The organism is Pseudacidovorax sp. NFM-22, assembly GCF_021401245.1.
Lineage (GTDB): Bacteria > Pseudomonadota > Gammaproteobacteria > Burkholderiales > Burkholderiaceae_C > Xenophilus.
The window spans coordinates 481555-503757 of sequence record NZ_JACBFY010000001.1 but is presented as its reverse complement, the minus strand read 5'-3'; the positions used below and the strand labels follow the sequence as shown (position 1 = coordinate 503757).

The window sequence follows — 22203 nt, the reverse complement described above, 5'->3', positions numbered from 1 at the left end:
ATCAGGCGCGGGCATTCCACGCGGATCCAGGGGAAACTTCGCGCCCCCAAGCGGGGGATCAAGGTGGCATTGTGGACAAAGCAACATCCAAAGCAGTTGACTTAAGTCAATTCCGGCCCCGCACTCGCGCGATTTCGTACGTCTGGAGATAATTGCTGGAAACAATTCGTTGAACTTTGACGATGGCAACCACGGTCGTTTTCGCGGACCTGACCGGCAGCACGCGGGTTTTCGAGGCGATGGGCAACGCCCGGGCCACCGACACCGTCACGCGGCTGGTGCAATGGGTCGGAGATGTGTGCGAAGCCCATGGCGGCCGGGTGATCAAGAAGCTGGGCGACGGCATCTTCGCGCTCTTCCCGGCCGGCGCACCGGCGATCTCCGCCATGCTCGAGGTTCAGCGCAGCCACCACAAGCGCCTGCTCAAGTGGCCCGAGGCCTTGCGCATGGACCTGCAGATCGGCATCGCCAGCGGCGAGGTGGTCGAGGTCGATGGCGACTTCTATGGCGATGCTGTCAACGTGGCCTCGCGGCTGAGCGACCTCGCGGGTCCGGGCCAGATCTGGGCGACCGAATCGGTGGTGGACCAGCGCATCGGCCCCGAGGTGCGGCATCGCAGCCTGGGCCCGATCAGCATCCGCGGCCGGCAGGAGACGCCGACCGTCCACCGCATCGACTGGCAGGACGAGGTGGTGGACCTGCTGACGCTGCCGGCAGCGCTGTCGACGCTGGCCCGCCCCGGCATCGACACGGCCTTCGGCCAGATTGAGCTGTCGTGGTTGGACGTGCATGCCGCCTTCGGCGCGCGCGACCTGCCCATCCACCTGGGCCGGGTGAACGAGGCCGATTTCGTGGTCAACGATCCGCGCGTGTCGCGTCTGCATGCCCGCATCGAGGCCCGCAACGGCAGCTGCATCCTGACCGACGTGAGCAGCTACGGCACCTGGGTGCGCTTCCGCGATGCCGACGGCAGCAGCAGCGAGGTCGCGCTGCGCCGGGACGAGTGCATGCTGCATGGCAGCGGCGAGATCAGCCTGGGCGCGCCGCTGTCGGACTTCACCGCACCGACCATCAGCTTCCACACGGCCGGCGGCCGGGTGCAGCTGGCGATGAAGGCAGAAGCCTCGCAGTGAGCCGCCGCGGGCGGGCTGCAGCGTTCAACGGTCCACCGGCAGGACCAGCGTCTCCTTGACCTCTTCCATCACCACGTAGCTGTGCGACTCGGCCGGCACGGGCAGCTTCTTGAGGATGTCGCCCAGCAGGTGCCGGTATTCGCCCATGCCGCGCAGCCGGGCCTTGACCAGGTAGTCGAAGCCGCCCGAGACCAGGTGGCATTCCAGCACCTCGGGCATGTGCAGCAGCTCGTTGCGGACCTTGTCGAAGACATCGGCCGACTTGGACGAGAGCTTGATCTCCACGAACACCAGCAGCATCTTGCTCAGCGCCTCGGGCGCCACGCGGGCGTGGTAGCCGCTGATCACGCCCGTGCGCTCCAGTCGCTTGACCCGCTCGGAGCAGGGCGAGGTCGACAGGCCCACGCGCTGCGCGAGGTCGGTGATGGCGATGCGGCCCTCACGCTGGAGGATGTCCAGGATCTTGCGGTCGATGCGGTCCAGGGTGGCGAAGTCGGGCATGTCGTCGGGCCGGCGGGCCGATGCACAGGGATGGTCAGCGGATTTTGCTGCAGATCACCAGAAGAACCATCAAATCTTCGGGTGCGGCCTGAATAAAGTCCTGCAATCGACTCCTGGAGTCTTCTTTCTCAGCGGGATTGGCCATGAAAGTCATTGTTCTCGGCGGCGGTGTGATCGGCACGACCACGGCCTACTACCTGGCCCGTGCGGGCGCGCAGGTGACGGTGCTGGAGCGCCAGCCCGGCGCCGCACTGGAGACCAGCTTCGGCAATGCCGGCCAGGTGTCGCCGGGCTATTCCACGCCCTGGGCCGCGCCCGGCATTCCGTTCAAGGCGCTCAAGTGGATGTTCCAGAAGCATGCGCCGCTGGCCATCCGCGCCGATGGCAGCCTGTTTCAGCTGCGCTGGATGGCCCAGATGCTGCGCAACTGCTCGGCCGAGCGCTATGCCGTGAACAAGGAACGGATGATGCGCGTGGCCGAGTACAGCCGCGATTGCCTGCGCAGCCTGCGCGCCGACACCGGCATCGACTACGAGCAGCGCACCGGCGGCACGCTGCAGCTCTTCCGCAAGCAGCAGCAGCTCGACGCCGTGCAGCGCGACATCGCCGTGCTGCAGGAATGCGGCGTGCCCTATGAACTGCTGGACCGCGAAGGCCTGGCGCGCGTGGAGCCTGCGCTGGCCCGCACGGGCAGCGGCCTGGTCGGCGGTCTGCGCCTGCCCAACGACGAAACCGGCGACTGCCATCTCTTCACCACCCGCCTGGCCGAACTGGCCAAGGGCCTGGGCGTGGAGTTCCGCTACGGCAGCCAGGTGCAGGCGCTGGGCACCGACGGTGGCCGCATCAGTGGCGTGCAGGTCGACGGCCAGTGGCTCGAAGCCGACCGCTATGTGCTGGCCTTCGGCAGCTACTCGCGCGCCCTGATGGAACCGCTGGGCCTGGACCTGCCGGTCTATCCCGTCAAGGGCTATTCGCTGACCGTGCCGCTGCTGGACGAATCGCTGGCGCCGCAGTCCACAGTGCTGGACGAGACCTACAAGATTGCCGTCACCCGTTTCGCCGGCCGCATCCGCGTCGGTGGCATGGCCGAGCTGTCGGGCTTCGACCTGAGCCTCAAGCCGGCGCGCCGCGCCACACTGGAGAAGGTGGTGGGCGAGCTGTTCCCGGGCGGCGACCTGCCGGCCGCGAGCTTCTGGACCGGGCTGCGCCCGATGACGCCAGACAGCACGCCCATCATCGGCGGCACGCGCTGGGGCAATCTGTTCCTCAACACCGGCCACGGCACCCTGGGCTGGACCATGGCCTGTGGCTCCGGCAAGCTGACCGCGGACCTGGTGACAGGCCAGCGGCCGGAGATCAGCACCGACGGCTTGGCGGTGGACCGCTATGCCGGCGCCCGCCAGGCGCTTCAACGGCCGCGGTCGGCCGGCGTGCAGCCCGCCTGAGCCGCGGCACACCTGAGCGGGGCCCCGAGCGACGCCCCAGATGCAGAACGCCGGCCCCAGGGCCGGCGTTCTGCTGTCATGTCATCGCAGCCGTCGACGCGGCTGCCCGCGCTGGCTACCGCGGGACTTCACTTCACTGGGGGCAGGGGGCGGCGCCGGCCAGGACGGTCCGGATGGCGGCCACCTGCTGGCTGTCGTCCTGGCCCAGGGTGTTGTTGGTGAACACGCAGCCATAGCTGGTGTTGGCCACCGTGCCCGCGGTCAGCACGTCGTCGCCGGAGGGCTTCACCCCGTCGCGCTCCCACTTGATCATGGCGTCGAAGGCGGCCTCCTGCTCGGCGACCGTGAAGTCGCAGTGCGTGATGCCGCGGATCGCCCGCTGCACCAGCCAGTTGCCGTTGCCCTTGGCCACCACGCGCTGGCGGTAGATCTGCTCCATGCTGAAGGGCACGAACAGGTCGCCCAGCGTGTGCAGCGTGACCACCGGGATCTTGATGTCACCGTTGTTGCGCGGGATCCAGCGCAGGCCGTCGCGGCGCAGGCGGTTGGCGTCGGTGTCGGCGGTGAGCTTCTGCACCGACGCATTCAGTGCCGCCGAGGCGGTCGCGTCGCCGTCGATGGCGTAGGTGAAGCGGTTGGTGTCCGTCACGTTCTTGTTCAGGATGCCCGCGACCGTGCCATCGCTGCCGAACAGGCCCAGCGGTGCCTGGAAGGAGCCGCCCTGGGTGAAGCCGAAGTCGAACAGGGGCCGCTGGCCGCCGGTCAGGTTCTTGATGACGGAGGCGTATTGCAGGCCCAGCGGCGAGGTGGGCGTCAACGTGGTCTGGCCCACCGAGGAGAACAGCTTTCCGAGCACTAGGTTCTGGATGTCGCTCCAGTTCGTCAGGGGGTACTTGGGCACGCCGGCCAGGGCCTGGGCCGTGAGCTGGGCGGCAGAGAAGTAGTCGAAGAGTTCGGTGTCGCCCAGCACGCCGCACATGGGCACCGCGCCGGCGTAGCTCACCTTGTGCACGGCGGTGGCCTGCGTCTCGGCCTCGATGGCCGACGCCGTGATGTGGCCGCCCATCGAATGGCCCGTGATGTAGACCCGCGAGGGCGTGGCCAGTGCGCGGCCGCGGGCCTTGGCAATGTCGGTGAAGGCCAGGGCCAGGGCGTTGGTGTCCTCCACGCCGGCGCGCACGTCGTAGTAGTTCTTGGTGTAGCTGGAGGCCGCCCACGCATAGCCGTTCTGGATCAGGTAGCGGCGGATGGACGGGTTGGTCACCGCCAGCGTGTTGCCGGTGCCGGCATAGCCATGGGCGTACATGACCAGCTTGCCGTTCCAGTTGGCGGGCACCTCGACGCGGTAGGCGGCGCCGCCCATCACGCCGGCCCAGCGGCTGGTGGTGCTGACGTCGACCGTGTCGCCCGGGGCGGCGGCCAGTGCCGTGAAGGTGGTGGCCGTCGGTTCGGCGGGCACGAAGCTGTTGCGGCCGTCCTGCAGGCGGGTTTCTTCGGGAACGGGGGCCGGGGCAGGCGTGGGCGCCGGGGACGGCGCAGGGCTTGGTGCCGGTGCCGGCAGGGGCGCAAAGGCGACGTTCGAGCCGCCCCCGCCGCCGCAGGCGCTCAGGGCAAGGACGGCCGCAGCCGTGATCAGCCGCAGGGGCTGGCGCTGAAATGCATCCATGGGAAATGTCTCCAAGACTTGTGATTCGTTCCGCCCTCGAGCGGCGCGCCAGCCTAGCGCGGCGTCGCGCCGGGGGGCTCGGGATTTGCCCCCGCCGGTGTCATGTCGGGGACGGGTCCTACAGTCCGACGCGATTTCGGAACGAGGCTGCTCAGTCGCGGCGCTTGGTGACCTTCACGACCACCTCCATGCCCGCATAGGCCTCGGGTTCGCCGAACCAGCTGCCGGCGATGGGCGGTGCCTGGGCCGGGTCCCGCGCCACGCCCACGCGGATCAGGCGGCCGCTGCCCATGATGTTGTTGGTGGGGTCGAAGGCAACCCAGCCCGCGCCGGGCAGGTAGGCCTGCAGCCAGGCATGCGTGCTGCCGGCACCGACGATGCGCTCGGCGGGGCCCTCCTGGTCCTCCTGCGCGTCGTTGCCGTCGTCGAGCATGGGGTCGTAGAGGTAGCCCGACACGAAGCGGGTGGCGATGCCCAGCCGCCGCGCGGCTTCCATCATGAGCAGGGCGTAGTCGCGGCAGCTGCCGCCACCGATGGCCAGCGTCTCCAGCGGTGTCTGGGTGCCTTCCTCCTCGCGGGCCTGGTAGCTCAGGCTCTGGCTGATGTGGGCATTCATGCGCGTGAGCGTCTCGCGTGTGCTGTTGGGCGCATCGGTGTGAAGGAACTGATGCGCCCAGCGGATCAGCGTGCCGTCCGGGTCGTCGTGGTGGGGGCGCAGGTAGTGCTCCAGGTCCAGCCGTTCCTGCAGCGAATAGGCGAAGGGCAGGAATTCCGCACTGGGCTCCAGCTGCAGCTCGTCCTCGGGCGCCGGCACATGCTCGATGGTGAAGGCGCAGGCGATGGTCAGCTCGGCCGCCGGCTCCTTCGGCTGGACCAGCGCGACCGAGTTGGAATGCGGGTCCTGGATCAGCCGCACATGCGCTTCGGGGCTGACCTGCAGGTCGGTGGCCAGCACGCGCAGGTCGTGGCTGTCGCGCGGGCGGAACATCACCCGGTGCAGGCCGAAGTTCACCGCCTCGTTGTAGCGATAGGTGGTGGTGTGGAGGATGTCGTAGCGGGTGGCCATGGGGCGATGGTAGGCAGGCGCGATGAAACCAGGGCGATGGGCAGGGCGGCGCAAGTGGCGGGCCGCAGCGGCCCGTTCAGCGCCAGAGGCGACGTGTGTCGAGCGCCCGGGCCTGGGCCGCTGGCACGGGCAAGGGCTCGCCGTGCCAGCGCGCGGCCAGCAGCTCGGCGCACAGGGCGGCAAAGCTCAGCCCGCGCGAGCCCAGCGCGGTGCAGGCCCAGGGACCGGAAGGGTCGGCGGGGTCGATCGGACCGACCAGCGGCCGGCGGTCGGCCGAGGCGCAGCGTACGCCGGCCCAGTCGTGCAGGACGGTCTGCGGATCCTGCGCGAAAGGGGCCAGCACCGGATGCAGCCGGGCCAGACGCGCGAGGTTGTGCGCGCGGTCCGCCGGCCTGGTGGCGGTGTCGGTGTCGCCGGGGTCGTAGGTGGAGCCGGTCATCCACTGCAGCGGGCGCGCGGCGTCCGCTGGCGCGCCGACGCCTGCGATCAGGTGCCCGTCGCCGTTGACCGGGATGCGATGGCTCCGTGCGGCCATGGCCGCCGGCATCTCGCCCCACACGATCTGGCCGCGCACCGGCTGCAGGGTCAGCGCCGGCGCCAGCCGGCGCGTGGCCGGGCCGGCGGCGATGACGACGCGGTCCGCATCTGCCAGCACTTGGCCGCCGGCGTCCCGGAGTCGCCAGCCGCCGCTCGGCACGGCCTCGATGTCTTCCACGCGCGCGCCGCCGCGGAAGGCGATGGCGGGATGGTCCAGCCAGGCGGCCACCAGGCGGTGCGGCTTCACCCAGCCGGCACGGGCGTGGAACAGGGCGGGCGTGTCGTCCGGCAGCCCCGCGTCGGCGAGCATCGCGGCCGTGGCGCGCGTGGTCTCGTTCCAGCCCTCCGTCTGCGCCCAGGACGGCGGCAGCCGCAGCGAGGCCGCCTCGCGGCGCTCGACCGCGCCCGTGGGCGCCCAGTCGATACCTTCCACCAAGTCGAAGGCGGTCAGTTGCGCCCAGGTCGCGCGGATGCCCGCGCGGGTCAGGCGCGAGAGCAGCGCATCGTCGGGCGAGACATGCGGCGCCATCAGGCCGAAGGGCAAGGCCGAGGCGCCAGCGGCGGGATGGTCCGCGGCATCCAGCACGGTCACCCGCCAGCCGCGCAGGGCCAGCGCATGGGCCACGGCTGCGCCAGCGAGGCCCGCACCGACCACGGCGCAGTGCCCGGGCGACGGCGCGCGCTCGGCGTCCTCGGCCTGCGGTCGGCGCCGCACCGGCCAGGCCGGCGCATAGCGTCCGCGCAGGCAGTCGCGCTTGGGCGGCAGGCCGGGTGCCTTCTCGACCACGAAGCCCAGGGGCACGAGCGCATCGCGCACGGTCCGCGCCACGGTCCAGGTGGCCACGGCGGTGCCGGGCCGGCAGAAGCGCGCGAGGGCCTTGAACACCTCGGGCGACCACATGTCGGCATTCACGGCGGGACCGAAGCCGTCGAGGAAGAGGCTGTCGGCCTCGAAGGGCTGGTGTGCCCGCAACATGGATCGGGCGTCGCCGATGCACAGCGTCAGCAGCACGCGGCCGCCGTCGAAGGCCAGGCGGTGGAAGCCCGGCAGCAGGCCATGCCACTGGTCGGCCAGTTGTGCGCCCAGCTCTTGCAACTCGGGATGAAGGGCTGCGGCGCGGTGGATGTCCGCCGCAGACACCGGATAGGCCTCCACCGAGACGAAATGCAGGATCTGCGGCCGCCGCGCATCCTCGCGCCAGGCATGCCAGGTGGCCAGGAAGTTCAGGCCCAGGCCGAAGCCCGTCTCCAGCACGCGCCACTGCGGCGCATCCGCCCAGGCGCCGGGCAGGCCGCAACCTCCCAGGAACACATGCCGTGCCTGGGCGAGCGCGCCGGTGATGGTGTGATAGACGTCCTGGAAGCGGGGGCTGAAGGGCTGGCCTTCATCGGTCCAGGTGAGGATGTCGCTCATGTCGAAGACCGTGCCGCGCACCCTGGGCGCGGCCGGGAAGGGGCGGGCTGGGCGCGGTGGTCAGGGCGCCGGGGGCACGTAGCCCTGGGCCGCGTCGGCGCCGTCGCCGAAGAAATGCTTTTCCATCTGGCGCGCCAGGTACTGGCGGGCGCGCGCATCGGCCAGGTTCAGGCGGTTCTCGTTGACCAGCATGGTCTGGTGCTTGAGCCAGGCGGCCCAGGCCTCCTTGCTGACGTTCTCCCAGATGCGCTTGCCGAGTTCGCCGGGGTAGGGCGGGAAGTCGAGGCCCTCGGCTTCCTTGCCGAGCTTGATGCATTGAACCATGCGTGCCATGGGGGGGCTTTCTTGTAGAGAGAACGGTGGGAAGGGTGCGGTGCGGGGGTGACGACCGGCTTAGCTGATTTCGCTATTTAGAACTGAGAACTCCGTCGTTCCCCTTTCCTTATGCGATATCCAGAATTCAATTCATCGACCTTATGCACAACAAGGCATGAACATGAATTTCCGCCGTGACTTTATCAAGCTTTCCCTCGCGGCCGGTGCCGCGGCAGCCTTGTCCCTGCCCGCCTGGGCACAGACCGTGACGCTCCTCAACGTCTCGTACGACCCCACGCGCGAGCTGTACGTGGACTACAACAAGGCCTTCGCCAAGTACTGGAAGGGCAAGACCGGCCAGGACGTGGTGATCAAGCAGTCGCATGGCGGATCGGGAAAGCAGGCCCGCTCGATCATCGACGGCATCGACGCCGACGTGGCCACGCTGGCCCTGGGCGGCGACATCGACGCGCTGGTCGAGCATGGCGGTCTGGTCAAGGCCGACTGGCAGAAGCGCCTGCCGCACAACTCGGCGCCCTACAACTCCACCATCGTCTTCCTGGTGAAGAAGGGCAATCCCAAGGGCCTCAAGGACTGGGACGACCTGGTCAAGCCCGGCGTGCAGGTGATCACGCCCAACCCCAAGACCTCAGGCGGCGCCCGCTGGAACTACCTCGCGGCCTGGGAGTACGCCAAGCGCAAGTACGGCAGCGACGCCAAGGCCAAGGAATACATCGGCAATCTCTTCAAGAACGTGCCGGTGCTCGACACGGGCGCGCGCGGCGCCACGATCACCTTCGTGCAGCGCGGCGTGGGCGACGTGCTGCTGGCCTGGGAGAACGAGGCCTTCCTGGCCGTGAAGGAGTTCGGCCCGGACAAGTTCGACATCGTGGTGCCGTCCATCTCGATCCTGGCCGAGCCCTCGGTGGCCGTGGTCGACAAGGTGGTCGACAAGAAGGGCACCCGCGCGGTGGCCGAGGAATACCTCAAGTACCTCTACTCGGACGAAGGCCAGGACATCGCGGGCCGCAACTACTACCGCCCCACGGGCGACAAGGCCAAGGCCAAGTACGCCGCGCAGTTCCCCAAGCTGGCGCTGTTCACCATCGACGAGGCCTTCGGCGGCTGGGCCAAGGCGGACAAGGCGCACTTTGCCGACGGCGGCTCCTTCGACCAGATCTACACGAACAAGCAGAAGTGAGGCGCCAAGGGGCAGGGCACGCCGCGCGCCCCTGCCACGGACTGCGTCGCCGCGGTGCAGGGTGGGCGGATTCACCCACCGCGCGAGGGACAAGGCGGGCCCACGGCCAGTCGCGCAGAATAGGCGCCCCGCCTTTCCGGGCGGGGCCCTGTGTCACTGCCGCGTCCACGCCTATGTCCGCCTTCCCCATCGATGAAATCGTCTCGTCCCTGCGCCAAGTGCGCAACGAATGGCGCAGCGCGCAGCAGCGCGTGGCCGGCGGCGAGCGGCAGCTGCCCTCGCGTGCCGCCGTCGACGAGGTGGTCGAAAGCCTGATCGGCGCGCTCTTTCCCATGCGACTGGGGCCGGCCCACCTGCGCGAGGAGGGCGAGGACTTCTACGTCGCCCACACCATCGACCAGGCCCTGCGCCAGCTGCAGGAGCAGGCGGTGCAGGAACTGCGGCACGTGCGCCGGCTCGACGCCGTGACCCCGGCCGAGCTTCGGGCCGACGCCGAGCAGCGGATCCGCGAATTCGCCCTGCAGCTGCCCGCCATCCGTGCGTTGCTCGACACCGACGTCATGGCCGCCTACCAGGGCGACCCCGCGGCGCAGAGCGTGGACGAGGTGCTGCTGTGCTACCCGGGCGTGACGGCCATGATCCACCACCGCATCGCGCATCCGCTCTACCGGCTGGGGCTGTCGCTGCTGGCGCGCATGGTGGCCGAGCGCGCCCATGCGCAGACGGGCATCGACATCCATCCGGGTGCGACCATCGGCGCCGGCTTCTTCATGGACCACGGCACCGGCATCGTGATCGGCGAGACGGCGGTGATCGGCCAGCATGTGCGCCTGTACCAGCAGGTCACCCTCGGCGCCAAGCGCTTTCCCACCGACGAGAACGGCCATCCGCAGAAGGGCCTGCCGCGTCACCCGGTGGTGGAAGACGACGTGGTGATCTACGCCGGTGCCACCATCCTGGGCCGCGTGACCATCGGCAAGGGCGCCACCATCGGCGGCAATGTGTGGGTGACGGACGACGTGATGCCGGGCGCCTCGGTCACGCAGGCCAGCCTGCAGAAGAACCGCGGATCGCGCCCCGGCGATTGCTGAACGCCGGGCATCGCGGGCCCGGCGGGGTGTAACCGCCGGTGCGTGCGCCTGCGACTGACAGACGCGCGGACGAGGGGCCGCCAGCATCGAGGTTTTTCGTGTCCATCCCGCAAGAGGAGCGTCTTCGATGAGCCAATACCGCATCGCCGTCCTGGTCGGCAGCATTCGCCAGGATTCCCTCAACCGCAAGCTGGCCCTGGCGCTGGCCGCGCTGGCGCCGGAGGATTTCACCTTCGAGCACCTGCGCATCGACAACCTGCCGCTCTACAACCAGGACCTCGACGGCAAGCAGTCGGCCGAGGTTCAGCAGCTCAAGACCGAGATCGCCCGCGCCCAGGGCCTGCTGATCGTCACGCCCGAGTACAACCGCTCGATTCCCGGCGTGCTGAAGAACGCGCTGGACCACGGCTCGCGGCCCTACGGCCAGAACGCCTGGGGCGGCAAGCCGGCCGGGGTGATCGGCATCTCGCCCGGCGCCATCGGCACGGCGCTGGCGCAGCAGCACCTGCGCAACGTGCTGGCCTACCTGGACGTGCCCACGCTGGGCCAGCCCGAGGCCTTCATCCAGAACAAGGACGACCTGTTCGATGAGAAGGGCCACATCGGCAACGAGGGGGCGCGCCAGTTCCTGCAGGGCTGGATGGACAAGTACGTCGCCTGGGTCAAGCGACACGCCAGCGTCTGAGGGTTCACCTTGTCAGAGCAGCTCGATCCCCGGCAGCCGCTTGAAGCAGCTGTCGCGCGTGATCCGCACGAAGTCCGACAGCCAGGCCTGGGCCGATAGCCCCGGCCGGCAGGCCATGTGCAGCTCGCCGCGCAGGCCGGCGGGCCCGATGGGCCGGGCGCTCACATAGCCGCGTTCCAGGTAGCTCTGCACCGCCCACCACGGCAGCGCGGCGATGCCCCGGCCGCTGGCCACCAGCTGCAGCATGGCGACGGTCAACTCGGTCGTCCGACGCTGCCGGGGCTGCAGGCCAGCCGGTTGCAGCACCTGGCGCAGCACATCCAGCATCTCGTCCGGCACCGGGTAGGTGATCAGTGTCTGATCGGCGAAATCCTCGGCCGTGAGGTACGGCTTTTCGGCCAGCCCGTGCCCGTTGGCCATCAGCGCGACGATCTCGAAGCGGAACAGCGCATGATGGTCGACCGGCTCCGTGGCGTCCTGTTCGGAGACGATGGCCACCTCGGCCTTGTCCTGCAGCAGCAGCGCGACGGGGTCGGGATGGAAGCCGGAGACGATGTCCAGCTCGATCTCCGGCCAGGCCTGGCGGAAGGCGTCCATCGCCGGCATCAGCCAGTCGAAGCAGGTGTGGCATTCGACGGCGATGCGCAACTGCCCGCCGCCGCTGCTGACCAGCCGGGCCACGTCGCGGTCGGCGGCTTCCATCTGCGGCAGCACGCTGTCGGCCAGTTGAAGCAGACGCAGGCCGCTGGCGGTGAACTGGGGTGGCAGGGACTTCCGTTCGAACAGCGCGCAGCCGTAATGCGCCTCCAGCGCCTTGAGCTGGTGCGACAGGGCGGACTGCGTGAGATTGAGCAGTTGCGACGCCCGGACCAGGCTGCCGGTGTCGCGCAAGGCGGCCAGAGTGCGCAGGTGGCGGATTTCCAGGATCGGCTGGGTCATGAAATCGATTCAAGCAATACCGCAAAAAGTTTCGTTTGAATCATAGCGGGAGCGCCGGGATGATGCCGGCATGACTCGCACACACATCCTGGGATTCCCGCGCATCGGCGCCCATCGAGAACTGAAGTTCGCCCTCGAAGCCCACTGGCGCGGCGACATCGACGCGGCCGCGCTGGAGGCCGTCGGCGCCGAACTGCGCGCGCGCCACTGGGCGCTCCAGCGCCAGGCCGGCCTGGACTTCGTCACCGTCGGCGACTTCGCCTTCTACGACCAGGTGCTCAACCATATCCAGTTGCTCGGCTGCGAGCCGCGGCGCTTCGGCCTGTCCGCCGACGAGCCGGAGCTGGCGCGCGCCTTCGCCATGGCCCGCGGCGTGCGCGCCGGCGAAGCGGCCGGCACGCATGCGCTGGAGATGACCAAGTGGTTCGACACCAACTACCACTACCTCGTCCCCGAGTTCGGGCCGGCGACCGCGTTCGGCGGCATCGCCAGCGAGAGGCTGTTCGACGAGGTGGCCCAGGCGCAGGCGCTGGGCCATCCGGTCAAGGTGGTGCTGCTGGGACCGCTGAGCTTCCTGTGGCTGGGCAAGGAGAAGGCGCCGGGCTTCGACCGGCTGTCCCTGCTCGACGCGCTGCTGCCGGTCTACGAACAAGTGCTGTCGCGGCTGAAGGCGCAGGGCGTGGACTGGGTGCAGATCGACGAGCCCGTCCTGGGTCTGGACCTGCCCGAGTCCTGGCGGCAGAGCTTCGAGCGCAGCTACTGGCAGATCGCGCGCAACGCGCCGCGGCTGCTGCTGGCGACCTATTTCTCGCCGCTGCAGGAGAACCTGCGCCTGGCCTGCCAGTTGCCGGTGGCCGGGCTGCATGTGGACGCCGTGCGGGCACCCGAGGAGCTCACCGGCGTGGCCGACTGGCTGCCCGCGCACAAGGTGCTGTCGGTCGGCATCGTGGACGGCCGCAACATCTGGCGCACCGACCTGGACGCGGCGCTCGGCCGGCTGAAGCCCGTGGCCGCCAAGCACCGGGGCGAGCTGTGGCTGGCGCCCTCGTGCTCGCTGCTGCACGTGCCCTTCGGGCTGCAGGCGGAGCAGGGGCTGGATGCCGAACTGCGCAGCTGGCTGGCCTTCGCCTGCGAGAAGCTGGAAGAGCTGCAGCTGCTGCGCCGGGCGCTGGCCGGCGATGCCGACATCGAGCCCGCCGTGGCCGAAGCGCGTGCCGCCATCGCCAGCCGTCGCCACAGCCCGCGGGTCCGGCGGGCCGACGTCGCTCTGCGCCTCGCGCGCCGGGTGGACGGCGACGACCGCCGCGCCTCGCTCTTCGCGCAGCGGCAGGCGACCCAGCGGCGCCGCTTCGCGCTGCCGCCACTGCCGACCACTACCATCGGCTCCTTTCCGCAGACCGGTGCCATCCGGGCGCAGCGGGCGGCGCATCGGCGCGGCGCGCTGTCGGGGGAGGCCTATGCCCAGGCGATGCGCGATGAGATCGCCCGCGTGGTGAAGGCCCAGGAGTCGTTGGACCTGGACGTGCTGGTGCACGGCGAGCCCGAGCGCAACGACATGGTCGAGTACTTCGGCGAGCAGCTGGACGGCTATGCCTTCACGGCCAACGGCTGGGTGCAGTCCTATGGCTCGCGCTGCGTCAAGCCGCCGCTCATCTTTGGCGACGTGGCCCGGCCTGTGGCCATGACGGTCGAATGGACCGCCCATGCGCAGAGCCTCACGCGCCGGCCGATGAAGGGCATGCTCACCGGCCCGGTCACCATGCTGCAGTGGGCCTTCGTGCGCGACGACCAGCCGCGCAGCCTCACCTGCGAGCAGATCGCCTGGGCGCTGCGTGACGAGGTGGGCGACCTGGAGCGCGCCGGCATCGGCATGATCCAGATCGACGAGCCCGCCTTCCGCGAGGGCCTGCCGCTGCGCCGCGCCGGTTGGAAGGCCTACCTGGGCTGGGCCGGCCGCGCCTTCCGCCTGTGCGCCTCGGGCGTGCGCGACGACACGCAGATCCACACCCACATGTGCTACTCGGAGTTCAACGACATCCTGGCGGAGATCGCTGCGCTGGACGCCGACGTGATCACCATCGAGACCAGCCGCTCCGACATGGAACTGCTGCGCGGCTTCGGCGGTGAAGGGGCGATGCGCTATCCCAACGAGATCGGCCCGGGCGTGTACGACATCCACTCGCCGCGCGTGCCGCCGGTCGAGGAGATGCTGCGCCTGTTGCGCAAGGCCGCCGACGTGGTGCCGCCGGGCCATCTGTGGGTCAACCCCGACTGCGGCCTCAAGACCCGGGGCTGGCCCGAGACCGAGGCCGCCCTGGCCAACATGGTCGCCGCCGCGAAGCGGATGCGGGCGGAACTGGGGCTGGGTGCGCAGGTCGCGGCAACCGGGGGCGCCGAACTGGCCGAAGCCTGAGGCGGGCCGGCTGCCGGCCCCATGAAAAGAGGGTCCCGCAGGACCCTCTTGTTGCTGGTTGGCGCCGCGCCGTTCGCGCAGCGTTGGCCTCAGGCGGCGACCGCAGCCCCGGCCGCGGCCGGGATCGAGGCGCGGGCGGCCTCCAGTGCTGCGGCGCGTGCCGCTTCGCCCATGGCCAGGCCTTCGGCGCGCACGAAGCGCACGTCGGTGATGCCGAAGAAGCCGAACACCACCTTCAGGTAGCTTTCCTGATGCTCGGCCGCCTGGCCGGCTTCGGAGGTGGAGTACTGGCCGCCGCGGGTGGAAACGACGATCGCCGTCTTGCCGGTGGCCAGGCCCTGCGGGCCCTTCTCGGTGTACGTGAAGGTGCGGCCGGGTTGGGCGAGGCGGTCGATCCAGGCCTTGAGCTGGCTGGGGATCGAGAAGTTGTACAGCGGTGCGCCCACGACGATCACGTCGGCAGTCAGGAACTGGCTGACCAGCGCTTCGGAGACGGCGTTTTCCTGCTTCTGCGCCTCGGTGGTGGCCTCGGCGCCCACCTTCACGCCCAGGGCGTCGGCACCGAAGTGGGCCGGGGCGTTGGCCGCCAAGTCCAGATAGTCCACCTCGGTGCTGGGATGGGCGGCCACCCAGTCGCGGACCACTTCGGCCGTGAGCAGACGGGAGACGGAATTGGCGCCGAGGACGCTGGAATCGATGTGCAGCAGTTTCATGTTCTTCACTCCTGAGAGAGACGGGCCCGACGGATTCGAGCGATGGAAGAAGTCTAAAACTGGGACAACAGGGCGATAAGACGCCAAAATCGGGACCATTCGTTCTTTGGATGGAACAATGAGCCCAGTACAGGACCTCAACGACCTGGTTTTCTTTGCCGAAGTGGTGGAGCGCGGCGGCTTCAGCGCCGCCAGCCGTGCGCTGGACGTGCCCAAGTCACGCCTGTCGCGCCGCATTGCGCAGCTGGAGGCCTCGCTGGGCGTCCAATTGCTCCAGCGCAGCACCCGCCGGCTGTCGCTCACGCCCGCGGGCGAGGTCTATCTCCGCCACTGCGTCGCCGTGCGCGAGGCCGCCGAGGCGGGCGCTGCCGAAGTGGCGCAGGTGCGCAAGGAGCCGCGCGGCCTGGTGCGACTGAGCTGCCCGGTCACGCTGGCGCAGAGCAACGTGGGCCCCGCGCTGCCGGAATTCTTTAGTCGCCATCCCGGCGTGCAGCTGGAGATGCGGGTGGTGAACCGGCCGGTGGACCCGGTGGAAGAGGGTGTGGACGTCGCGCTGCGCGTGCGCAACGAGGTCGAGAACAGCGCCACGCTCGCATCCCGCGTGTTCGGCCGCAGCCAGTTGCTCTTGGTCGGCACGCCAGCCTTGCTGGCGCGGCACGGGCCGCTGACGCATCCCGAATCGCTGGAGCAGGTGGAATGCGTCGCGATGTCGGCCGCGGATGCCCGCGCCGGCACGCTGCTGCAGGGCCCGGGCGGCGCCACCCATCTGCTGATGCAGACACCGCGCTACCTGGCGAACGACCTGCTGACGCTCAGCTTCGCGGTGGAGCAGGGCGTGGGCATCGGCTTCCTGCCCGACTATCTCTGCCGCGAAGCCCTGCAGGCGGGCCGGCTGCAGTCGGTGTTGCCCGACTGGCAGCCGCCGCCGGGGCTCGTGCATGCCATGTTCACGCCGCGTCGCGCCCTGGTCCCGGCGGTCCGGGCGGTGCTGGACTTCCTCGGCGAGGTGCTGGCCGAGCCGCCCGAGCGCAGTCCGCTGGCATGACGCGGGCTGCGCAGGGCTGGCCCGGATCTTCCAGCGCCGGAGTGAGGCTTATGGTCGAGATCGCATAACCAAACAAGGAGATATTCGTTTGGGATTGAAGCGCTTGTCTTCAGAATCCAGACTCCCTTGCTTCCACCTGACAGAGGATCACGCCATGGCCACGCTGCGACTCGGTGACACCGCCCCCGACTTCACCCAGGATTCCTCCGAGGGCGCGCTCCATTTCTACGACTGGGCGGGCGATTCGTGGGTGGTGCTGTTCTCGCACCCGGCCGACTTCACGCCGGTGTGCACCACCGAGCTGGGCAAGACCGCAGCGCTGGGCGGCGAATTCGCCAAGCGCGGGGTCAAGCCCATCGCCATCAGCGTCGATCCGGCCGACAAGCACAAGGAATGGATCGGCGACATCAACGAGACGCAGAACACCACGGTCAACTTCCCGATCCTGGCCGACGCCGACCGCAAGGTGGCCGAGTTGTACGACCTGATCCACCCCAACGCCTCGGCCACCGCCACGGTGCGCAGTGTGTTCATCATCGACCCCAAGAAGGTGGTGCGCGCCACCATCACCTACCCGGCGAGCACCGGCCGCAACTTCGACGAGATCCTGCGCGTGATCGACTCGCTGCAGCTTACCGATAGCCACAAGGTGGCGACGCCCGCCAACTGGAAGGACGGCGACGACGTGGTGATCGTGCCCAGCATCCAGGACCCGGAAGAGCTGAAAGCCCGTTTCCCCAAGGGCTGGAACGCGGTGCGCCCCTACCTGCGCGTGACGCCGCAGCCCAACAAGTGAGCCGCCCGCGGCCATGACGCAGCGCATCATCATCGTGCCGGGCTGGCGCGACTCCGGTCCTGGCCACTGGCAGAGCCTGTGGGCCGAGCGCCTGCAGGACGCCGAGCGCGTGGTGCAGGACGACTGGGTGTCGCCCCGGCGCGAGGCCTGGGTCGGCACGCTGGAGCGGCTGATCCTGTCGCGGCCCGAGCCGGTGGTGATCGCGGCGCACAGCCTGGGCTGCATCGCGACCAGCCACCTGGGCGCCGAGGCCGCGGCCCGCGTCGAGGGCGCGCTGCTGGTGGCGCCGGCCGATCCGGAACGCCGTGCCGCGCTGGTCGACTTCGCCCCCGTTCCTTACGCGCGCCTGCCCTACCGTAGCATCGTCGTGGCCAGCACCACCGATCCCTTCTGCCCGGTGCGCCTGGCCGGTGCCTATGCCCGGGCCTGGGGCAGCGAATTCGTCCGCATCCAGAATGCGGGCCACATCAACGTGGATTCGGGCCATGGCGACTGGCCGCTCGGGCTGGCGCTGCTCGAATCCCTGACCGATGCCCCCAGCCGTCTGACGGCCGGGGACCGGTCTTCCGTGCAACACTCCGCGACCTTATGAATTCCAAGATCAAGACCTTCGCCGCGGCCCTGACGGTGGCCGCCTCGGCCTTCGCCGGCAATGCCTTCGCCCAGAACCAGCTGCTGAACGCGTCGTACGACGTGGCCCGCGAGTTCTACAAGGACTACAACGCCGCCTTCGTCGCCCACTACAAGAAGACCACCGGCAAGGACGTCAAGATCGACCAGTCGCACGGCGGCTCCAGCGCCCAGGCCCGTTCGGTGGCCGACGGCCTCGACGCGGACGTGGTGACGATGAACACCAGCACCGACATCGACTTCCTCGCCGACAAGGGCGTGGTGGCCAAGGACTGGACCAAGAAATTCCCCGACAACGCCTCGCCCACCACCTCGACCATGCTGTTCCTGGTGCGCAACGGCAACCCCAAGGGCATCAAGGACTGGGACGACCTGGTCAAGCCTGGCGTTCAGGTCGTGGTCGTCAACCCCAAGACGGGCGGCAACGGCCGCTATGCCTATCTGGCCGCCTGGGGCTACGTGAAGAAGAAGGGCGGCACCGACGCCCAGGCTGCCGAATTCGTCGGCAAGCTGTTCAAGAACGTGCCGGTGCTGGCCCGCGGCGGCCGCGATGCCACCACGGCCTTCCTGCAGCGCAGCATCGGCGACGTGCTGATCACCTTCGAATCCGAGGTGGTCTCCATCGACCGCGACTTCGGCACCGGCAAGGTCGATGCCGTCTACCCGAGCATCAGCATCCTGGCCGAGAACCCGGTGGCGGTGGTCGAGCGCACGGTCGCCAAGAAGGGCACCGGCGAACTGGCCAAGGCCTACCTGAACTACCTGTACTCGGACGAGGCGCAGGAAATTGCCGCCAAGCATGCGCTGCGTCCGCGCTCGCCGGCCGTGCTGAAGAAGCATGCCGACACCTTCAAGCCGCTGCAGCTGTTCACGGTGCAGGAGCTCTTCGGCAGCCTGGGTGAAGCGCAGAAGGTGCACTTCAACGACGGCGGCCAGTTCGACAAGCTCTACACCCCCGGCACGCGCTGATTCCATGGCTGGTGTGACCTCACCGGCGCTGCCGACCCCGGCAGCGCCGGTTTCACGTTCAAGGGTCGGCGGCGCCAAGCGCGTGCTGCCGGGCTTTCATCTGACGCTCGGGTACACGATCTTCTATCTGTGCCTGATCGTGCTGATTCCGCTCAGCACGCTGGTCTTCAAGACCTTCACCATGAGCTGGGATCAGTTCTGGGTCGCCGTCACTGCCCCGCGTGTGCTGGCTTCGTACCGGCTCACCTTCGGCGCTTCCTTCCTGGCCGCGCTGGTCAACCTGTTCGCCGGCCTGCTGGTGGCCTGGGTGCTGGTGCGCTACAAGTTCCCGGGCAAGAAGCTCGTCGACGCGCTGGTGGACCTGCCGTTCGCGCTGCCCACCGCCGTCGCCGGCATCTCGCTCACGGCGCTGCTGGCGGGCAATGGCTGGATCGGCCAGTACCTCGAGCCGCTGGGCATCAAGCTGGCCTTCACGCCGGCGGGCGTGGTGATCGCGCTGATCTTCATCGGCCTGCCCTTCGTGGTGCGCACGGTGCAGCCGGTGCTGGAAGACACCGAGAAGGAGCTGGAAGAGGCGGCGACTTCGCTCGGCGCCACGCGCTGGCAGACCTTCCGGCTGGTGATCCTGCCCTCGATCACGCCGGCGCTGCTCACCGGCTTCGCCATGGCCTTCGCCCGCGCCATCGGCGAATACGGCTCCGTCATCTTCATCGCCGGCAACATGCCCATGATTTCCGAGATCACGCCGCTCATCATCATCGGCAAGCTGGAGCAGTACGACTACCAGGGCGCCACCGCCGTGGCGCTGGTCATGCTGGTCTTCTCCTTCCTGATGCTGCTGGTCATCAACGCGCTCCAGGCCTGGCAGCGCAAGCGGGGGGTGTCGGCATGAGCGGTGCGACCGGAATGCGCGCCGGCAGCGGTCGGGTGCGCGCGGGCACGACCGAATCGCCCGCCGTGCGCTGGACGCTGATCGGCCTGGCGCTGGTCTTCATGTTCTTCTTCCTGGTGCTGCCGCTGGCCGCCGTCGCCACCGAGGCGCTGCGCAAGGGCTGGGGCGCCTATGTGGAGGCACTGAAGGAGCCGGACGCCTGGTCCGCCATCGAGCTGACGCTGATCGTGGCGGCCATCTCGGTGCCGCTGAACCTGGTGTTCGGTGTGGCGGCGGCCTGGGCCATCGCCAAGTACGAGTTCAAGGGCAAGGCCTTCCTCACGACGCTGGTGGACCTGCCGTTTGCCGTCTCGCCCGTGGTGGCCGGCCTGATCTACGTGCTGGTGTTCGGCGCGCAGGGCTGGCTGGGGCCGTGGCTGTCGGAGCACAACATCAAGATCATCTTCGCCGTGCCCGGCATCGTGCTGGCGACCGTGTTCGTGACCTTCCCCTTCATCGCGCGGGAGCTGATCCCGCTGATGCAGGCGCAGGGCACCGAGGAGGAGCAGGCCGCCATCGTGCTGGGCGCGAGTGGCTGGCAGACCTTCTGGCACGTGACGCTGCCCAACATCAAGTGGGGCCTGCTGTACGGCGTGATCCTGTGCAATGCGCGGGCCATGGGCGAGTTCGGCGCGGTGTCGGTGGTCTCGGGCCACATCCGCGGCCAGACCAACACCATGCCGCTGCATGTGGAGGTGCTCTACAACGAGTACCAGTCCGTCGCCGCCTTTGCCGTCGCCTCGCTGCTGGCGGTGCTGGCCCTGGTCACGCTGGTGATCAAGACGGTGGCCGAATGGCGCCACGAGCGGGAGATGAAGGCCCTGGCCGAACTGCCGCCCGAGCGGCCCGCGCCCGCAGCCTGAGACGGCCTTCCAGAGTGGCCCGGCCGCCCGCGTGGCGGGGCGCCCGAACAGAACAAGAGTTAGCCAAACCATGAGCATCGAAATCCGCAACGTCAGCAAGCGCTTCGGCGACTTCCATGCGCTGCGCGACGTCAGCCTGAACATCGATTCGGGCGAGCTGTTCGCGCTGCTGGGCCCCTCGGGCTGCGGCAAGACCACTTTGCTGCGCATCATCGCGGGCCTGGAAACGGCCGACACCGGCAGCATCCTGTTCAGCGGCGAGGACACCACCGACGTGCATGTGCGCGAGCGGCAGGTGGGCTTCGTCTTCCAGCACTACGCGCTGTTCCGTCACATGACGGTGTTCGACAACGTCGCCTTCGGCCTGCGCATCCGTCCCCGCCGGGAGCGGCCCAGCGAGGCGCAGATCAAGGCCAAGGTGCTGGACCTGCTCAAGCTGGTGCAACTGGACTGGCTGGCCGACCGTTACCCGGCCCAGCTGTCGGGCGGCCAGCGCCAGCGCATCGCCCTGGCGCGTGCGCTGGCGGTGGAGCCCAAGGTGCTGCTGCTGGACGAGCCCTTCGGCGCGCTGGATGCCAAGGTGCGCAAGGAACTGCGCCGCTGGCTGCGCCGGCTGCACGACGAGCTGCATGTCACGTCCATCTTCGTGACGCACGACCAGGAAGAGGCGCTGGAGGTGGCCGACCGCGTGGTGCTGATGAACAGCGGCCACATCGAGCAGGTCGGCTCGCCGCAGGAGGTCTGGGACCATCCGGCCAGCCCCTTCGTCTATGGCTTCCTGGGCGACGTCAACCTGTTCCACGGCCGCGCCCACGAGGGCGAGGTCGAGCTGCAGCAGGGCATGCGCTTTGCCGCAACGGAGGCGGACCGTGTTCAGGACGCCAAGGCGCTGGCCTACGTGCGCCCGCACGACTTCGACATCGCGCCGTATGCGGCCGGCCAGTCGCAGGCGCACGGCATCGTGGCGCGCCTCACCCGTGCCATCGTGGTCGGTCCGATCGCGCGGATGGAACTCGAACCGGTGGAAACGAATCCGGATAATCCCGGAGGTGGAACCGTGATCGAGGTGCAGATTCCTGCCCAGCAGTTCCGCGAGTTGGGTCTGCGCGAGGGCGACACGGTGGTCGCGAGCCCGCGCCGGGCCCGCGTCTTCGTTGACCAAGGATCAGGGATTTGAACCAACTCTTCGACGCGCCCCGGCGCATTCACGGGCTCATCGCCGCGGCCTGCGTGGCCATGCTGGCTTTTGGGATGTACCTGCAGCATGTGGTGGGGCTCGAGCCCTGTCCCATGTGCATCGTCCAGCGCTATGCGCTGATCCTGGTGGCGGTATTCAGCGCCCTGGCGGCTGCCACCCGCGGCAGCGGATTGCGCAAGTTCTGGGGCTTCGTTGCCCTGGCCTTCGCGGCCGGTGGCGCCTTCACCGCCGCGCGGCAGAGCTGGCTGCAGTGGCATCCGCCGGAGTTCGCGAGCTGCGGCCGCGACATCTACGGAATGATCGAGACCTTCCCGCTGCAGCGCGTCGTGCCCATGATCTTCCGCGGCAGCGGCGACTGCTCGCAGATCGACTGGACCTTCTTGGGCCTGTCGATCGCCAACTGGTCCTTCCTGTGCTTCGTCGCCTTCGGGCTGGTGTTTCTGGCGCTGCTCTTCCAGCGTCAGCGCCGCCGTTGACCGGCGCGCCCAGACATCGTTCTCTCTCCCCAAGGCCCCGCCGTGGTGCACGCTGCGCCCGGCGGGGCTTTTGCATGCACGGACGGTGTGCACGCCGTTCCTTGCCTGGGTTTGACCTGCGGTTTGTCCTCATCTCTTTAGAGGGGCCATGCCACTGAAACCTCAAGAAATGTCGC

21 protein-coding genes are annotated in these 22203 nt (G+C 69.0%); 14 read left to right on the top strand and 7 right to left on the bottom strand.

Annotated features, from left to right (window positions below):
- Positions 1-182 precede the first annotated feature (182 nt).
- Positions 183-1133, top strand: coding sequence for an adenylate/guanylate cyclase domain-containing protein (locus L0984_RS02235; RefSeq protein WP_370645870.1), 951 nt, complete (start codon positions 183-185; stop codon positions 1131-1133).
- A 24-nt stretch (positions 1134-1157) separates the two neighbouring features.
- Here L0984_RS02235 and L0984_RS02230 read toward each other — a convergent pair whose 3' ends face one another.
- Positions 1158-1634 carry a winged helix-turn-helix transcriptional regulator gene (locus L0984_RS02230; RefSeq protein ID WP_234192137.1) on the bottom strand — a complete coding sequence of 159 codons (477 nt, stop codon included), beginning with the start codon at positions 1632-1634 and terminating at the stop codon, positions 1158-1160.
- Positions 1635-1777: 143 nt separating this feature from the next.
- On the opposite strand from L0984_RS02230, the gene L0984_RS02225 reads away from it, so the two are divergent.
- Positions 1778-3079, top strand: coding sequence for a D-amino acid dehydrogenase (locus L0984_RS02225; RefSeq protein ID WP_234192136.1), 1302 nt, complete (start codon positions 1778-1780; stop codon positions 3077-3079).
- Between the two features lie 133 nt (positions 3080-3212).
- Here L0984_RS02225 and L0984_RS02220 read toward each other — a convergent pair whose 3' ends face one another.
- The 4 genes from L0984_RS02220 to L0984_RS02205 form a co-directional block, all read right to left on the bottom strand.
- The gene (locus L0984_RS02220) at positions 3213-4745 is read right to left on the bottom strand and encodes an alpha/beta hydrolase (protein WP_234192135.1); all 1533 of its coding nucleotides are present in this window, start codon (positions 4743-4745) and stop codon (positions 3213-3215) included.
- Between the two features lie 151 nt (positions 4746-4896).
- The gene (locus L0984_RS02215) at positions 4897-5811 is read right to left on the bottom strand and encodes a transglutaminase family protein (protein WP_234192134.1); all 915 of its coding nucleotides are present in this window, start codon (positions 5809-5811) and stop codon (positions 4897-4899) included.
- A 76-nt stretch (positions 5812-5887) separates the two neighbouring features.
- Positions 5888-7762, bottom strand: a complete 1875-nt coding sequence (gene mnmC / locus L0984_RS02210; protein WP_234192133.1) for an FAD-dependent 5-carboxymethylaminomethyl-2-thiouridine(34) oxidoreductase MnmC — start codon at positions 7760-7762, stop codon at positions 5888-5890.
- Positions 7763-7822: 60 nt separating this feature from the next.
- Positions 7823-8095 carry an oxidative damage protection protein gene (locus L0984_RS02205; protein WP_234192132.1) on the bottom strand — a complete coding sequence of 91 codons (273 nt, stop codon included), beginning with the start codon at positions 8093-8095 and terminating at the stop codon, positions 7823-7825.
- A 163-nt stretch (positions 8096-8258) separates the two neighbouring features.
- Between L0984_RS02205 and L0984_RS02200 the strand changes: the two genes are divergently transcribed.
- The 3 genes from L0984_RS02200 to L0984_RS02190 all read left to right on the top strand — a co-directional run bounded on the left by L0984_RS02200 (position 8259) and on the right by L0984_RS02190 (position 11054).
- Complete coding sequence (locus tag L0984_RS02200) at positions 8259-9278, top strand: sulfate ABC transporter substrate-binding protein (protein ID WP_234192760.1); 1020 nt, start codon at positions 8259-8261, stop codon at positions 9276-9278.
- 173 nt (positions 9279-9451) lie between these two features.
- A complete protein-coding gene (epsC, locus tag L0984_RS02195; protein ID WP_234192131.1) occupies positions 9452-10369 on the top strand; it encodes a serine O-acetyltransferase EpsC in 918 nt (305 codons plus the stop codon).
- Positions 10370-10496: 127 nt separating this feature from the next.
- Positions 10497-11054, top strand: coding sequence for an NADPH-dependent FMN reductase (locus L0984_RS02190; protein ID WP_234192130.1), 558 nt, complete (start codon positions 10497-10499; stop codon positions 11052-11054).
- Positions 11055-11066: 12 nt separating this feature from the next.
- On the opposite strand, the gene L0984_RS02185 is transcribed toward L0984_RS02190, so the two are convergent.
- Positions 11067-11993, bottom strand: coding sequence for a LysR family transcriptional regulator (locus L0984_RS02185; RefSeq protein ID WP_234192129.1), 927 nt, complete (start codon positions 11991-11993; stop codon positions 11067-11069).
- Between the two features lie 70 nt (positions 11994-12063).
- Here L0984_RS02185 and metE point away from each other — a divergent pair, with 70 nt between their 5' ends.
- Positions 12064-14406 (top strand): 5-methyltetrahydropteroyltriglutamate--homocysteine S-methyltransferase, encoded by a 2343-nt coding sequence (gene metE, locus L0984_RS02180; RefSeq protein WP_234192128.1) that lies wholly within the window; start codon positions 12064-12066, stop codon positions 14404-14406.
- Between the two features lie 89 nt (positions 14407-14495).
- Here the strand turns inward: metE and L0984_RS02175 are convergent, their stop codons facing one another.
- Positions 14496-15119, bottom strand: coding sequence for an FMN-dependent NADH-azoreductase (locus tag L0984_RS02175; RefSeq protein WP_234192127.1), 624 nt, complete (start codon positions 15117-15119; stop codon positions 14496-14498).
- Between the two features lie 118 nt (positions 15120-15237).
- On the opposite strand from L0984_RS02175, the gene L0984_RS02170 reads away from it, so the two are divergent.
- From L0984_RS02170 to L0984_RS02135, 8 genes are all read left to right on the top strand, one after another.
- Entirely contained in the window at positions 15238-16164 is a 927-nt protein-coding gene (locus tag L0984_RS02170) for a LysR family transcriptional regulator (RefSeq protein ID WP_017761949.1), read from the top strand.
- 154 nt (positions 16165-16318) lie between these two features.
- Positions 16319-16960 (top strand): peroxiredoxin, encoded by a 642-nt coding sequence (locus L0984_RS02165; RefSeq protein ID WP_017761948.1) that lies wholly within the window; start codon positions 16319-16321, stop codon positions 16958-16960.
- Between the two features lie 13 nt (positions 16961-16973).
- The gene (locus tag L0984_RS02160; RefSeq protein ID WP_234192126.1) at positions 16974-17552 is read left to right on the top strand and encodes an RBBP9/YdeN family alpha/beta hydrolase; all 579 of its coding nucleotides are present in this window, start codon (positions 16974-16976) and stop codon (positions 17550-17552) included.
- Positions 17549-18559 carry a sulfate ABC transporter substrate-binding protein gene (locus L0984_RS02155; protein WP_234192125.1) on the top strand — a complete coding sequence of 337 codons (1011 nt, stop codon included), beginning with the start codon at positions 17549-17551 and terminating at the stop codon, positions 18557-18559. The genes L0984_RS02160 and L0984_RS02155 overlap by 4 nt, the downstream gene beginning before the upstream one ends.
- 4 nt (positions 18560-18563) lie before the next feature.
- Positions 18564-19451, top strand: a complete 888-nt coding sequence (gene cysT / locus L0984_RS02150; protein ID WP_234192124.1) for a sulfate ABC transporter permease subunit CysT — start codon at positions 18564-18566, stop codon at positions 19449-19451.
- Positions 19448-20353 carry a sulfate ABC transporter permease subunit CysW gene (gene cysW / locus L0984_RS02145; protein ID WP_234192123.1) on the top strand — a complete coding sequence of 302 codons (906 nt, stop codon included), beginning with the start codon at positions 19448-19450 and terminating at the stop codon, positions 20351-20353. Before cysT ends, cysW begins: the two co-directional genes overlap by 4 nt.
- A 70-nt stretch (positions 20354-20423) precedes the next feature.
- Positions 20424-21530, top strand: a complete 1107-nt coding sequence (locus L0984_RS02140) for a sulfate/molybdate ABC transporter ATP-binding protein (protein WP_234192122.1) — start codon at positions 20424-20426, stop codon at positions 21528-21530.
- Positions 21527-22027 carry a disulfide bond formation protein B gene (locus tag L0984_RS02135; protein WP_234192121.1) on the top strand — a complete coding sequence of 167 codons (501 nt, stop codon included), beginning with the start codon at positions 21527-21529 and terminating at the stop codon, positions 22025-22027. The genes L0984_RS02140 and L0984_RS02135 overlap by 4 nt, the downstream gene beginning before the upstream one ends.
- Positions 22028-22203: the final 176 nt, after the last annotated feature.

Bases quoted from the DNA above. Each gene is read 5' to 3' on its own strand.
- L0984_RS02160 (WP_234192126.1), top strand. From the start codon at position 16,974: ATGACGCAGCGCATCATCATCGTGCCGGGCTGGCGCGACTCCGGTCCT.
- L0984_RS02205 (WP_234192132.1), bottom strand. From the start codon at position 8,095: ATGGCACGCATGGTTCAATGCATCAAGCTCGGCAAGGAAGCCGAGGGC.
- L0984_RS02140 (WP_234192122.1), top strand. From the start codon at position 20,424: ATGAGCATCGAAATCCGCAACGTCAGCAAGCGCTTCGGCGACTTCCAT.
- cysW (WP_234192123.1), top strand. From the start codon at position 19,448: ATGAGCGGTGCGACCGGAATGCGCGCCGGCAGCGGTCGGGTGCGCGCG.
- L0984_RS02170 (WP_017761949.1), top strand. From the start codon at position 15,238: ATGAGCCCAGTACAGGACCTCAACGACCTGGTTTTCTTTGCCGAAGTG.
- L0984_RS02185 (WP_234192129.1), bottom strand. From the start codon at position 11,993: ATGACCCAGCCGATCCTGGAAATCCGCCACCTGCGCACTCTGGCCGCC.
- L0984_RS02235 (WP_370645870.1), top strand. From the start codon at position 183: ATGGCAACCACGGTCGTTTTCGCGGACCTGACCGGCAGCACGCGGGTT.
- L0984_RS02230 (WP_234192137.1), bottom strand. From the start codon at position 1,634: ATGCCCGACTTCGCCACCCTGGACCGCATCGACCGCAAGATCCTGGAC.
- L0984_RS02215 (WP_234192134.1), bottom strand. From the start codon at position 5,811: ATGGCCACCCGCTACGACATCCTCCACACCACCACCTATCGCTACAAC.
- L0984_RS02220 (WP_234192135.1), bottom strand. From the start codon at position 4,745: ATGGATGCATTTCAGCGCCAGCCCCTGCGGCTGATCACGGCTGCGGCC.
- L0984_RS02165 (WP_017761948.1), top strand. From the start codon at position 16,319: ATGGCCACGCTGCGACTCGGTGACACCGCCCCCGACTTCACCCAGGAT.
- mnmC (WP_234192133.1), bottom strand. From the start codon at position 7,762: ATGAGCGACATCCTCACCTGGACCGATGAAGGCCAGCCCTTCAGCCCC.
- L0984_RS02225 (WP_234192136.1), top strand. From the start codon at position 1,778: ATGAAAGTCATTGTTCTCGGCGGCGGTGTGATCGGCACGACCACGGCC.
- cysT (WP_234192124.1), top strand. From the start codon at position 18,564: ATGGCTGGTGTGACCTCACCGGCGCTGCCGACCCCGGCAGCGCCGGTT.
- epsC (WP_234192131.1), top strand. From the start codon at position 9,452: ATGTCCGCCTTCCCCATCGATGAAATCGTCTCGTCCCTGCGCCAAGTG.
- metE (WP_234192128.1), top strand. From the start codon at position 12,064: ATGACTCGCACACACATCCTGGGATTCCCGCGCATCGGCGCCCATCGA.
- L0984_RS02155 (WP_234192125.1), top strand. From the start codon at position 17,549: ATGAATTCCAAGATCAAGACCTTCGCCGCGGCCCTGACGGTGGCCGCC.
- L0984_RS02190 (WP_234192130.1), top strand. From the start codon at position 10,497: ATGAGCCAATACCGCATCGCCGTCCTGGTCGGCAGCATTCGCCAGGAT.
- L0984_RS02175 (WP_234192127.1), bottom strand. From the start codon at position 15,119: ATGAAACTGCTGCACATCGATTCCAGCGTCCTCGGCGCCAATTCCGTC.
- L0984_RS02200 (WP_234192760.1), top strand. From the start codon at position 8,259: ATGAATTTCCGCCGTGACTTTATCAAGCTTTCCCTCGCGGCCGGTGCC.